Origin of the sequence: uncultured Fretibacterium sp. (assembly GCF_963544685.1) — a bacterium.
In the GTDB taxonomy this organism is placed as follows: Bacteria; Synergistota; Synergistia; order Synergistales; family Aminobacteriaceae; genus CAJPSE01.
The window spans coordinates 1-13114 of sequence record NZ_CAUUGJ010000068.1; the positions used below are offsets into that span (position 1 = coordinate 1).

General features: G+C 66.2%; 8 protein-coding genes. 7 read left to right on the forward strand and 1 reads right to left on the reverse strand.

Annotated features, from left to right (window positions below):
* The 7 genes from ABLA28_RS07435 to galU form a co-directional block, all read left to right on the forward strand.
* On the forward strand, window positions 1-669 hold a 669-nt coding region (locus ABLA28_RS07435; protein ID WP_347713127.1), incomplete at its 5' end, for a hypothetical protein.
* A gap of 39 nt (window positions 670-708) precedes the next feature.
* On the forward strand, window positions 709-4170 hold the full coding sequence (gene dnaE / locus ABLA28_RS07440; RefSeq protein WP_347713128.1) for a DNA polymerase III subunit alpha: 3462 nt from the start codon (window positions 709-711) through the stop codon (window positions 4168-4170).
* Window positions 4171-4476: 306 nt separating this feature from the next.
* Window positions 4477-6231, forward strand: coding sequence for a pyruvate kinase (gene pyk / locus ABLA28_RS07445; protein ID WP_347713129.1), 1755 nt, complete (start codon window positions 4477-4479; stop codon window positions 6229-6231).
* Between the two features lie 144 nt (window positions 6232-6375).
* Window positions 6376-7194 carry a diadenylate cyclase CdaA gene (gene cdaA, locus ABLA28_RS07450; protein ID WP_347713130.1) on the forward strand — a complete coding sequence of 273 codons (819 nt, stop codon included), beginning with the start codon at window positions 6376-6378 and terminating at the stop codon, window positions 7192-7194.
* An 84-nt stretch (window positions 7195-7278) separates the two neighbouring features.
* Window positions 7279-8520, forward strand: a complete 1242-nt coding sequence (locus ABLA28_RS07455) for a CdaR family protein (protein ID WP_347713131.1) — start codon at window positions 7279-7281, stop codon at window positions 8518-8520.
* Window positions 8521-8524: 4 nt separating this feature from the next.
* The gene (gene glmM, locus ABLA28_RS07460) at window positions 8525-9874 is read left to right on the forward strand and encodes a phosphoglucosamine mutase (RefSeq protein ID WP_347713132.1); all 1350 of its coding nucleotides are present in this window, start codon (window positions 8525-8527) and stop codon (window positions 9872-9874) included.
* Between the two features lie 99 nt (window positions 9875-9973).
* On the forward strand, window positions 9974-10852 hold the full coding sequence (gene galU / locus ABLA28_RS07465; RefSeq protein ID WP_347713133.1) for a UTP--glucose-1-phosphate uridylyltransferase GalU: 879 nt from the start codon (window positions 9974-9976) through the stop codon (window positions 10850-10852).
* Between the two features lie 114 nt (window positions 10853-10966).
* Here galU and ABLA28_RS07470 read toward each other — a convergent pair whose 3' ends face one another.
* A complete protein-coding gene (locus ABLA28_RS07470; RefSeq protein ID WP_347713134.1) occupies window positions 10967-13066 on the reverse strand; it encodes a CDC48 family AAA ATPase in 2100 nt (699 codons plus the stop codon).
* Window positions 13067-13114 lie beyond the last annotated feature (48 nt).

A 13114-nucleotide genomic window follows, 5' to 3' on the forward strand; every position in this document is an offset into this window, starting at 1 on the left:
CTACACTCGACTAGTCGTCGGCAGCGTCAGATGTGTATAAGAGACAGGACGTCCCCCGTCCCCGTCGAGCCCGCCGCCCCGAAGGAGCCCGCTCCGCCCGCTTCGGAACCGTCCGCCCTCCCGGAGGAATCGGGACCACCGGCGGGAGGAGAGGGGGCGGAGGCCCTGCCCCAGGCGGATTGGACGCCCCTGCCGCAGGAGGCCTGCGAGAAGCTGCTGGCCCTCGCGCACCACAGGGACTTCGTCCTTTTCTGCGCGCTTCTGGACGGGGAGTTCCTGGGGGCGGAGGGGCGATTGCTGCTGGAGCTTCCCCACCGATACGTCTACGAGGTGCTCTCTCTGAGCCGGCATCGTTCCGCCCTCGCGGAGGTGTTTTCCCGTTACGGCGGCGGGGTGTTCCTGCGCTGCGGGGCAGCCGTGGCCGCCTGTTTCCCCTCCGCTGGAGGGGCGGCGGGAGAGGGGGCTCCCGAGGAGCCCGAGAGCGCCGAGTCGGTCGTCCCGCCCCCCGAGGACCGGGAGCCCCCTCAGGATGGGGTGAGCGCCCTGCCCTTCGACGGGCTGGTGCGGGAGGTGTCCCGGTGGATGAACGGCGAGGTCGTCCTGGTGAGGCGGGGACTCGACGAATCGGACGGCGGGGCGGTGCCCGACGAGGACAGGGACGACGAGTGAGAATGATGACTGAGGGAACGATGGAAGGATGATGGGGGCATGACGCGGCCTTTCGTTCATTTGCACGTGCATACCGAGTACAGCCTTCTGGACGGGGCCATCCGCACCAGGGACCTCGCACGCAGGGTCTCGGAGTGGGGGGCCCCCGCCGTCGCCATGACGGATCACGGGGCCATGTACGGGGCGGTGGAGTTCTACGAGAACTGCCGGGCCAGCGGAGTGAAGCCCATCCTGGGCTGCGAGACCTACGTCGATCCCGACGGCCACCGTTCCCGGGAGAAGAAGGGGAAGAACAACCACCTGATCCTCCTCGCCGAGAACGACGAGGGCTACCGCAACCTCATCAAGCTGGTCTCGATCGCCAATACCGACGGGTTCTACTACAAGCCGAGGATCGACCACGACCTGCTGGCGCGTCATGCCAAGGGGCTGATCGCCTCGTCGGCCTGCCTGGCCGGGGAGATCCCTCAGCTCATTCTCGCCGGCAAGGAGCCGGAGGCGGCCGAACGGGCCCTTTTGTACCGCGACATCATGGGCGAGGGCAACTTCTTTCTGGAGATCATGTCGAACACGCTTCCCGAGCAGGCCATTGTCAACAAAGCCCTGGTGCGCATCTCCAGGGATACGGGCATTCCCCTCATCGCGACGAGCGACGCGCACTACCTGGGCGCGGAGGACTTCGAATGGCATAAGATCCTGCTGCGCGTCAACACCCGGGCCGACGACACCGACGATGCCTTCGGGTTCAGCGTCAACGACTTCTACCTGAGGTCGCCGGAGGAGATGGACGCCTTTTTCGGGGCGGAGCTGCCCCAGGCGCTGGACAACACGGTGGCGATCGCCGAGCGCTGCTGCGTCAGCCTCGACCTTAAGACGGGCTCGTATCAGCTGCCCAGCCTGGACCTGGCCGACGGAGTGACCCTGGAGTCCCACCTCGAGGACGAGGCGCGCGCAGGGCTGCGCAGCCGCCTGGGCACGGACGCCCCACCTCCGGAGTACGCGGAGCGCCTGGAGTATGAGCTGGGCGTCATCAACTCGATGGGCTTCGCGGCGTACTTCCTGATCGTTGCGGGCATCATTCGGGCGGCGAAGGACCGCTCCATCCCCATCGGACCGGGGCGCGGGTCGGCCGCGGGGTCTCTGGTCGCCTGGAGCCTCCGCATCACGGATCTGGACCCCCTGAAGTACAACCTGCTGTTCGAGCGCTTCCTGAACCCGGAGCGGATCAGCATGCCCGATATCGACACCGACGTCTCGGACAAGGGGCGGGACGAGCTGCTGAAGTACATCGTGGAGCGCTACGGCAGCGATCGGGTCTCCCAGATCATCACCTTCGGGCGCATGAAGAGCCGGCAGGCGGTCAAGGACGTCGGGCGGGCCACGGGCGTGGAGTACGCCCTGATGGACAGGGTGGCGAAGCTGATCCCCCTCGACGCCAAGAGCATCCGGGAGGCCGTCGAGCGGACCCCCGAGCTGCGCCAGGCGATGCAGGAGGATCCCCGGATCCGGGAGGTGCTGGACGTCGCCGCACATATCGAGGGGCTGGCCCGCCACGCCTCGCAGCATGCCGCGGGCGTCGTGATCACCCCGGTGCCCATGACGGACCTCGTGCCCATCCGCCGCATCAAGCCCTCGGCCTCGCCGTCGGGATCGGAGGGGGGGCTCGACATCAGCCAGACCGTCACGCAGTTCACGATGGAACCCATCGAGAAGCTGGGGCTGGTCAAGATGGACTTCCTGGGGCTCAGCACCCTCTCGATCATCGAGGAGGCCCTGGAGAACATCCGGCATAACGGCAAGCCCGTGCCGGACCTGAACCTCGTCCCCATGGACGACCCGGCGGCCTATCGCCTGCTGCAGGAGGCCGACACGATGGGGATCTTCCAGCTGGAATCCTCGGGGATGCGGGCGATGCTCCGCAAGCTGCGCATCGACTGCTTCGAGGACCTGATCGCGGCGCTCGCGATGTACCGCCCCGGCCCGCTGGAGAGCGGGATGGTGGATCAGTACATCGACTGCAAGCACGGGAGGGCTCTCCCGCATTACCCTCACCCCCTTCTGGAGGGGGTGCTCAAGGAGACCTACGGGGTCATCCTGTATCAGGAGCAGGTGATGCAGTGCGCCTCGGTCCTGGCGGGCTACACGCTCGGGGAGGCCGACCTCCTTCGCCGCGCCATGGGCAAGAAGAAGGTGGAGGTCATGCAGGAGCAGCGGGCCAAATTTCTGGAGGGGGCCGCCCGGAACGGGATCGAGGCGAAGACGGCCGAGGGGATATTCGACCTCATCGAGAAGTTCGCGGGCTACGGCTTCAACAAGTCTCACAGTGCGGCCTACGCCGTGATCGCGTATCATACGGCCTACCTGAAGGCGAACTACAAGGCGGAGTTCATGGCCGCCTACCTCTCCAGCCAGATGAAGGCCAAGAAGGACGTGCTGGCCCACTACGTGCGCGAGGTTCGCCGCAGCGGCCTGTCGGTGCTTCCCCCGGACATCAACTCCTCGATGGAGAGCTTCACGGCGGTGGGCGACCTGATCCGGTTCGGCCTGGGCGCGGTGACGCGGGTGGGGCATGGCGCGGTCGACACGATCGTCGCGGCTCGCAAAGAGGGTAAGTTCAAGTCCCTGTGGGATTTTGTCCGGCGCGTCGACCTGCACGTCCTCAACCGGGCGACGATAGAGAACCTGGTGAAGGCGGGGGCCTTCGACGAGATCCTGCCGAACCGGAGGCGCCTCGTCCAGGTCCTTCCCGAGTTCGTGCAGGGCGCTCAGAGGCTGGAGGGGGGCGGCGGGCAGCTCTCGCTCTTCGACTCCGCGGCGGACGACCCCGCCGACGAGGCGGGCCCCGACATCCCGGAGGCCGACGACTACGTCCTTCACGAAAAGCTGGAGTTCGAGAAGGAGGTCACGGGGCTCTACATCTCGGGGCATCCCTTCGACGGCTGCGAGGAGACCATCGGGAGGTTCACCAACTGTTCCATCGCGGACCTGCCCCACTGGCAGGGGCGGACGGCCCCCAGGGTGGGGGGGATCCTCCTCTCGGCGTCGGAGAAGACGACCAAGAAGGGGGCGGTCATGGGACAGCTGCTCCTGGAGGACTCGAACAGCAGCATCGAGATGGTCGCGTTCCCCAGGGTCTGGGAGGGCGTCAGGGCCCAGGTCCAGGTGGGGGTGCCCTTCGTGGTGGAGGGCAGGATGGGGGACAGGGAGCCCAAGAACTTCATCGTCGAGAGGCTGACGCCGCTCTCGGAGGCCGAGGACTCGGGCATCGTCCGCATCCGCCTGAAGGTGAACCTCGTTCCGCAGGCTCTGAACGTTCGCGACTTCGCTCGGGCCCTTCGGGACTGCCGGGGCGCATCCCCCGTCCTGCTGGAGTTTCAGGACGACCGGGACGCCTGCGTCGTCTACCTGAACGATTTCAGGGTCGACCCCTCCGTGCCGGGACGGCTGCAGAGCCGGCTTGCCGAGGTCGTTCCCCTGGAGGCCCTGGAGATCGTCTGCTGACCTTCCGGGCGGAAGGGGCGCGCGGAGACGCCCCGCCGCGGAAGTCCGTTCCGGTCGCCGATCTTTTGGTGCCCGTTTGTGTCTTGTAAGGGAAGCGCTATGTTAATCCCTGAAGCCCCCCTGTGGTACCCCAGCTTGCCTATTTTGAGGAGGGAACTTGCCGGGGCCGCCGCTATCAGGATAGCGGCGTGGGGGTATGGGGGCTTTGCCCCCATGTTAAATTTTCAAGAAAGCGCTGGAGATTTTTCCCTATAGATTTTAGTCAGCGCTTCTTAAGGTCTACAATAATCCTGAGGTGAGGGGAAGATGTTTGTAAAAATCGTCTGTACGATAGGCCCGTCCAGCGAGAACTACGGGACGCTCATGTCGATGGCCAGGGCGGGGATGAACGTTGCGCGCCTGAACTTCAGCCACGGCGATTACGAGGGGCACGAGAGGAAGCTGAACCTGGTCCGGCGCGTGGAGCGGGATGCGGGGGCCCCCATCGCCGCCCTCCTGGACACGAAGGGCCCCGAGATCCGCACGGGGCAGATGGAGAACGGGGAGGTCACGCTGATCGGCGGGAACTCCATCGTCCTCACGGGGGGCGGGGAAACCTTCGTCGGGACCGCCGAGCGCATCCACATCAATTATCCCCTTCTGGCGAGGGAGGTTTTCCCCGGGCAGAACATCTACATCGACGACGGCACCCTGCATCTGGAGGTCGAGGGGGTGGAGGGCGAGGACGTCCGCTGCCGCATCGTCGTCGGGGGGCCCCTGAGGAACACGAAGGGGGTCAACATCCCCGGAGCGGCCCTGTCGCTTCCGGCGCTCTCCGAGAAGGACAAGGAGGACATCGCCTGGGGCATCCAGCACGGGATGGAGTACCTGGCCGTCTCCTTCATCAAGACCCGGTCCGACGTCCTCGAGGTCCGCAAGCTGATCAAGAGCTGCGGGGGGACGATGAAGATCATCGCCAAGGTCGAGACCCACCAGGCCGTCCAGAATCTGGCGGAGATCGTCGACGTCGTGGACGGCATGATGATCGCGCGCGGCGATCTGGGGGTCGAGATCCCGACGGAGGACGTTCCTCTGGTGCAGAAGCATATCATCGAGATGTGCCGCTCCCGGGGCAAGGTCGTGATCGTGGCGACGCAGATGCTGGACTCGATGATCCGCAATCCCCGTCCCACCCGCGCCGAGGCCAGCGACGTCGCCAATGCCGTCCTGGACGGTACGGATGCCGTCATGCTCTCCGGGGAGACGGCCTCGGGGGCCTATCCGGTCGAGGCGGTGACCACGATGCGGCGCATCGTCGACCGGGCCGAGGAGGAGCTGGGGATCTGGTGCCTTCCCTGCCGTGAACGCGGTTCGGTCGTCGGGGTCCCGGATGCGGTGAGCGACGCGGCGGTGCTGATCGCCAAGCAGGTGGAGGCCTCGGCCATCATCTCCCTGACCAAGAGCGGCTCCACGGCCAGGATGATCAGCAAGCATCGCCCCTCCTGTCCGATCCTCGGCGTGACCCCCTCTCAGCAGACGTGGCGGGAGCTCGCGTTGTGGTGGGGGGTCCGTCCCGTGCGGCTGAGCGAGCTTTCGGACGTGAACGTGGCCGCCCGGGAGGCGATCAACGCCTGTGTCGCCGGGGGTTGCATCCCGGAGGGCGAGCTGGCCGTCATCACGGCGGGCATCCCCCTGGGGCAGCCGGGCTCCACGAACATGGTCGAGGTCCTCACCACGGGGAAGATTTTGCTGACGGGGACGCCCCTGGTGCGCAGAAACGCCACGGGGAGGGTCTGCCTTGCCCGCACACCCCGGGAGGCCGCGGAGAAGGCGGCGGAGGGGTGCATCCTTGTCGTCCGACAGATCGAGGAGGAGCATCGTGCCGTCATGGAGAAGGCGGGGGCGGTGCTCGTGGAGAGCGGGGCGCTCCTGGCGGAGGGCAATTCCCTGGCCCTGGATTATAATCTACCCTGCGTCATCGGGGTGGCGGACCTCTTCGCGACCCTGGAGGACGGCGATGTCGTGACCGTGGACGGGATGCGGGGGCTGATCTACGGCGGAGCCGTCAAACTTGTCGTTTAGGCGGAGGGGCGGCCGACATGCCCCCGAGGCTGATGAAGCCGCCGGCCGTCCGGCTCTTCCATATCAAGGATGGGTTCGTTATCGAGGGTCATGGGAAAAACGGGCGGACCGGGCCCGATACCGAGGACGAAATGAGCGTGTACGATGTGGGATAACATAAGGACCTTTTTCGATATCTTCATCGTTTCCCTGATCCTTTACCGCATTCTGGTCCTGATGGCGGGGACGAGGGCGATTCAGCTGCTGAAGGGGGTGCTGGTGCTCCTCCTCTTCTCGCTGCTGGCCTCGGCCCTCCAGCTTCGGCTTCTCTCCTGGCTGTTGGGAAGGGGCCTCTGGGCTCTGAGTTTTGCCGTCCCCATCGTGTTTCAACCGGAGCTGCGGAAGATGCTGGAGGAGATGGGGCGCGGGCACCTGTGGCGGCACAGGATTCCCCTGGACGAGGCGGAGAACCTCAGCCGACAGGTCGCGGGCGCGCTCAACTACATGAAGGCACACCGGATCGGGGCGCTCGTGGTGCTGCAGCAGGAGACCGGTTTGGGGGACTACTGGCGAACGGCCGTCCACCTGAGCGCCGAGATATCGCAGGAGCTCATCATCTCGATATTCTGGAAGGACAACCCGCTGCACGACGGAGCCCTCATCCTGGACAGGGAGAGGATGACCGCGGCGGGCTGCTATCTTCCCCTGGCCGATGCGCCGGAGATCTCCCGATGGTACGGAACCCGCCATCGGGCCGCCTTGGGCCTCTCCGAGGTCTCCGACGCGCTGATCCTGATCGTGTCCGAGGAGCGGGGGGAGGTCTCCCTCGCCTACAAGGGACATCTCTCGAAGAACCTCAAGGACGCCCAGATGGAAAAGCTGCTGTTTCATTATTTCTCCGGGCGGGAGACCGTGCGCCGGACCTGGCGCGTCAGGCTTCATCGCCTGATGCAGTTGTTCTGGGAGTCGCCGGCCCAGACATGAGCAACGTGGGGAAGATCGGTTGGGGAAATATCCGGCCCCGTCCCGGAGCCTTTGCCCGCGTCCTGGAAGAAGGGTGCCTGAGCCATGATCTCATCGAAGAACATTGACGAAATCCTCACCTCTCCGTGGTGTCTGTGGGCCATCTCCGTGGCGGCGGCCCTGCTGATGTGGTTTTACGTCACGGAATCGGACGGCGGGGGGTACGTGACGCGGCAGTTCTCGTGCCCGATCGAGTACCGCTCGCTCGACCCTCAGGCGACGCTCCGCAACAAGGTGTCCGAGGTCAATATCGAGGTCCGGGGCCTGGAGGAGGTCATGGCCCGCTTGGACTACGACTCCATCTCCTGCGTCGTGGACCTCAGGGACCTGTCGCCGGGAAAGAAGTATACGCAGGAGGTCAAGGTCAATCTCCCCCCCCGCGTATCCTTGGTCTCCTCCACCCCCTCGCAGGTCGTCGTGGACCTGCTGCGTCAGGTCGTGCGCCTCATGACCGTCGAGGTCGCCCTGCCTCAGGACATCCCGGACGGCCAGTATCTGGAGGGCGTCGAGATCGTCCCGAAGGAGGTGGCCGTCCGCGGCGGCGAGAAGGACATCTCCAAGATAGGCGCGGTCCAGGTTCAGCCGACCGTCCAGGAACTTCAGTCCGGCAAGGAGCTGTTTTTGCCCGTCAAACTCTCCCAGTCGGAGCCCTTCGAGGACGAGGTGAACCTGGAGCCCACGCAGGTCAGGATGAAGGGGGCGCTGGTCCGGGGGCTTCCCAAGAAAAAGGTCCCCGTCAACGTCCGGCTGACCGGCAAGCCGTCCTCGGACTTCGAGGTCAAGGCCGTCGTGACGGAGCCCTCGGAGGTTCAGGTCGAGGGGACCGCCGCGCGGCTGGCCCGGATCTCGGCGGTGGACACCGAGACGGTGGACATATCTTGGATCTCGGCCGATCAGCACCTGGTCGTCCCCCTGAAGGCCCCCGACGTGAGGGGGGTCTCGGTCGTCGACCTGAAATCGGTGCGCCTGTCGGTGCAGCTGGAGCCGGTCAGGGCCACCACGCAGTTCCCCAACGTCCCCGTGACCCTCAGGCAGGGGGAGGCGGCGGCGGGCTGGGCGATCACGCCCCCGTCCGTCGTCGTGACGGTCGAAGGTACGCCCTCCAGGATGGCGGATATTCATCCCGGCGACGTGGGGCTTCAGGCTTACGTCGACGTATCCAGCATCTTTGTGGACTCCGCGGCTCTGCCCGTCAGGACGGAGCTCGCCTCGAAGGATTTGAAGGTCGTAAAAATCGAACCTCCCACCGTGACCGTAACGGCGGTGGAGGGTTCGGCGGGACGGTGAGCTGATGAAAAACAAGAGGGTTCTGTTTGGGACGGATGGGGTTCGGGACGTTGCGAACCGCGGAGGAATGACGCCGGAGATGGCCTTGCGCCTGGGGAGGGTGTTCATCCTGTTCCTCGCGGAGCGGGGCGTGCCGCGCCCGCGCATCGTCCTGGGACGGGACACGCGGCGCTCCGGCATGATGCTGGAGGGGGCGCTCTCGGCGGGGATGACCTCCGCCGGGGCCGAGGTCCTCTCCGCGGGGATCATCCCGACCCCGGGGGTCAGCTACGCCGTGCAGCATCTGGCGGCGGACGGGGGCGCGGTGATCAGCGCCTCGCACAACCCGGCCGAGTACAACGGCATCAAGTTTCTGGACCGTAACGGGTGCAAGCTTTCCGACGGGTCGGAGCTGGCCATCGAGGAATATCTCGGGGACAACCTCACGGACGACTGGCGGCCGACCGGGGCCTCGATCGGCGAGATCCGCCAGATGCCGCACCTGGTGCACAGCTACGTGGAGCACTTGGCGTCCCTGTTGCCGCACGCGGAAGCCATCCCCATGAAGATCGCCTTCGACTGCGCGCACGGCGCTGCGGGAGCGGTGATGCCCGCGCTGCTCGAGCGGATCGGGAGCAGGTGGCCCCTCATCGGGGCCGATCCCGATGGGCTCAACATCAACGAGGGCGTCGGGGTCATCCATATGCGCCACTTGGGCAATTACGTCACGGAATACGCCTGCGACATGGGGTTTGCCTTCGACGGCGACGCGGACAGGGCCCTGATGACGGACTCCGGGGGGCGCCTGATCGACGGAGATATCGCCATCTGGGTGCTGGCCCGCTGGCTCTCCAAAAAGGAGATGCTGGGAAGCGGCGTCGTCGTCACGGTGATGAGCAACATGGCCCTCGAGGAGCATCTGGGGCGGGAGGGGATCAAGGTCTTTCGCTGTCCCGTCGGGGACCGCTATGTGCTGGAGGCCATGAGACGCAGCCGGGCCCGACTGGGGGGGGAGCAGTCCGGCCATATCATCGCGGATGCCTTTACGCGGACGGGGGACGGGCTCTGTACCGCGCTCCTCCTGTTGAACGCCCTGAAGGACCTGGGCGAGGATGTGGACACCCTGGTCGACCGCTTTGGCCGTTATCCCCAGAAACTGTCCAACCTGACCCTGGCCCCCGGATGCAGGCTGGATATGGAGCGCGTGGGGGAGATCGCCGAGGAGGTCCAGCAGGGGATGTGCGGCCGGGGGCGTGTGCTCGTGAGGCCGTCGGGGACGGAGCCGCTCCTGAGGATACTGGTCGAGGCCAGGGATGAGCCCCTCGTCGACGAGGTCTCCGAACGGCTCATCGCGCGCCTGAAGGCGTATTGCTGAGGAACGGGGCCCGGGAGGAACGGCCCGGCCTCGGCCGAGCACGAATTTTTAACACGAAAGAGAGAAGCGGTCTGCATGGGAACTCAGGAGATGCGTGAAGTGTGCGGGAGGGAGAAGGCGAAGGTGACGAAGTGTCTTTTCCCCGTCGCGGGGTTGGGGACCCGTTTCCTTCCCGTGACCAAGGAAATAGCCAAGGAGATGCTGCCGTTGGTGAATCGGCCCATCATTTCCTATGGCGTCGAGGAGGCCCTGGCCTCGGGTTGTTCCGACATCATCATGATCACGGGACGGGCCAAGCGGTCGATCGAGGACTACTTCGACCGTTCCTTCGAGCTGGAGCAGCTGCTCAAGGCCCGGGGCAAGGACGAGCTCCACGACATGGTGGTGGGGATCTCGAACCTCGCCGAGATCCTCTATGTCCGGCAAAGGGAGCCTCTCGGGCTGGGGCATGCCGTGCTGTGCGGGGAGCCCTTCTGCCGCGGGGAGTACTTCGGCGTCGTGCTGCCGGACGACGTCTTCGTCGGGGACGTCCCGGTCATGTCTCAGCTGATCGACGTCCACGACAGGCTGGGGGGGACGGTGGTCGCGCTAGAGCGCGTGCCCCGCGGGGACGTGTCCCGCTACGGCATCGTCAGGTCGGAGGTGGTCGAGGGGGGGATCCACCGCATCCTCGACATGGTGGAGAAGCCCTCCGTGGACGAGGCGCCCGGCGAGTACGCCATCATGGGACGCTACGTCCTCTCGCCGTCCGTGTTCCCCCTGCTGGCGGAGAGACGCCTGGGGGCGGGCGGCGAGATCCAGCTGACCGACGCGCTGCGTCGGCTCGCGGAGACGGAGCCGGTCTGGGGTGTCGTCTATCAGGGCCGCCGGTTCGACTGCGGAACCCAGAAGGGCTGGCTTGCCGCCAACGTCCAGCTGGCCCTCGAGGACCCGGATCTGCGGAAGGTCGTTTTGGACGTCGTGAAGGCGTCCCAATGAACGCTCCCGGCGAGGGAGAGCCCGGCCCGCCAAAGCCGGGCCGGAATCGGCGATGAGACGAACGGCGGAGGCCTCCTGTTTGGGGACCTCCGCCGTTTTGCTCGAAGCGGTCTCTCAGCGCTTGCGCTTCTGCAGTTCTCCGAGCGCGGCGTCGAAATGGGCCCGCTCCAGGCAGAGAGAGCTCCCCTCCCTCTTCAGATGCGCCTTGAGGGCCTCGGTCGTCGCCTTGCGGCAGACGAAGGCGATGTCCGCACCGCTCGCCCCCTCGGTGAGGGCCGCGAGGTTCTTGACGTCGACGTCCGAGGCCAGGGGTTTTTGGCGCAGCTCGATGCGGAAGATCGACTCCCGGGCCGCCGCGTCGGGCAGGGGGAGCTCCAGCACCAGGTCGAAGCGCCCCGCGACCAGCAGGGCGGGGTCCACCAGGTCCAGCCGGTTCGTCGTCGCCAGGACGACGACGCCCTGGAGGTCCTCGATCCCGCTCATCTCCGACATGAACTGCCCGATCACCCGCTCGGTGAAGGCCGATCCCCCGGCCTCGCGGCCGCGGATGGGGATCAGGGACTCGATCTCGTCGAAGTAGAGGATGGAGGGGGCGGCTTGGCGTGCCGTCCTGAAGACCTCCCGGATCGCCCGCTCCGACTCGCCCACGTAGCGGGACATCAGGGAGGGACCCTTGACCGAGATGAAGTTGACCCCGCTCTCCTTGGCCAGGGCCTTGGCCAGGAGCGTCTTTCCCGTGCCGGAGGGGCCGTGGAGCATGATGCCCCGCGTCGGCTGGACCGAGTAACGCTCGAAAACTTCCGCGTGCCGGAGGGGCCAGCTCACGGCTTGGATGAGCTCCTCCTTCACGTCCTCCAGCCCGCCGATATCCTCCCAGGACACGTCGGGGATCTCCACGAAGACCTCCCGGATCGCCGAGGGGTCTATCTCCATCAGGGCCGCCATGAAATGGCTCATCCGCACCTCGAGGGAGGCGACCTTCTCGTAGGGGATATCCTGCGTATGGAGGTTGACGTAGGGGAGGATGTCCCGGACACAGGCCATCGCGGCCTCCTTGGCCAGCGCCTCGAGGTCTGCGCCGACGAACCCGTGGGAGAGGTCGGCCACGCGTTTGAGATCGACGTCCTCCGCGAGCGGCATGCCGCGCGTGTGGATCTGGAGGATCTCGAGCCGCCCCTTGCGGTCGGGGATCGGCACGGAGATCTCGCGGTCGAAGCGCCCCGGGCGGCGCAGGGCCGGGTCCAGGGAGTTGGGGATGTTCGTGGCCCCGATGACGACGATCTGCCCGCGCGACTCGAGCCCGTCCATCAGCGCCAGCAGCTGAGCCACAACCCGGCGCTCCACCTGCTTCTCGCCCCCCATGTCCTCGCGCTTCGGGGCGATGGCGTCGATCTCGTCGATGAAGATGATGGAGGGGGATCGGCTCTGGGCCTCCTCGAAGATGTTGCGCAGGCGCTCCTCGCTCTCCCCGTAGAACTTTCCGATGATCTCGGGGCCGGAGATGTGGGTGAACCATGCGTCGGTCTCGTTCGCCACGGCCCGGGCGATGACGGTCTTGCCCGTGCCGGGCGGGCCGTAGAGGAGCACTCCCTTGGGCGGCTGGATCCCGAGCCGTTCGAACACCTGAGGAAATCGCAGGGGCAGCTCGATCATCTCGCGCACCCTGCGGATCTGGAACCCCAGCCCGCCGATGTCCTCGTAGGAGATTTTGCGGGGCTGGGCGACCTTTGCGGGTTTGAGCCGGTTCAGGTACGTGGACTTGCTCACGACTACCGTGCCCCCGGGGGTCGTCTCGGAGACCAGGAAGTCGCAGATTCGGGTCCCGAAGAGGTTCAGGCGGACGCGGTCCCCTGCCGTCAGGGGCTGCCCCTCCAGCAGGGACAGGATGTAGGCCGAGTCCCCCTCCTTGTCCGTCAGGGCCCTCGCGGAGAGGGGCTGCAGGGTGATGCTTCCGGCGAAGTGGTGTGTCGCCGGCCTCACGTTTACGGTATCCTCCAGCGACACGAGGGCGTTCTCGCGCGTCAGTCCGTCGATCTGCAGCACGTGCTCCGCGCAGTCCTCCTCGCATGCCCGCACCCGGGCCGCCGTGACCTTCTTTCCCACAATTTCGATGATCTGCCCCTCCGACAGGCCCAGTACGTCCATGTCCGCGGGGTTCATGCGGGCGATGCCCTTCAGGGCGTCGCCGGGACGCGCCTCCTTCACCGTAAACACGTCTCGATTGCTCCTTCCTGTCCTTCCTTCCGTCCGAGGGAAAGTGCC

Excerpts from the sequence above, each read along its gene's own strand:
- dnaE (WP_347713128.1), top strand. The coding sequence starts at position 709 with ATGACGCGGCCTTTCGTTCATTTGCACGTGCATACCGAGTACAGCCTT.
- pyk (WP_347713129.1), top strand. The coding sequence starts at position 4,477 with ATGTTTGTAAAAATCGTCTGTACGATAGGCCCGTCCAGCGAGAACTAC.
- cdaA (WP_347713130.1), top strand. The coding sequence starts at position 6,376 with ATGTGGGATAACATAAGGACCTTTTTCGATATCTTCATCGTTTCCCTG.
- ABLA28_RS07455 (WP_347713131.1), top strand. The coding sequence starts at position 7,279 with ATGATCTCATCGAAGAACATTGACGAAATCCTCACCTCTCCGTGGTGT.
- glmM (WP_347713132.1), top strand. The coding sequence starts at position 8,525 with ATGAAAAACAAGAGGGTTCTGTTTGGGACGGATGGGGTTCGGGACGTT.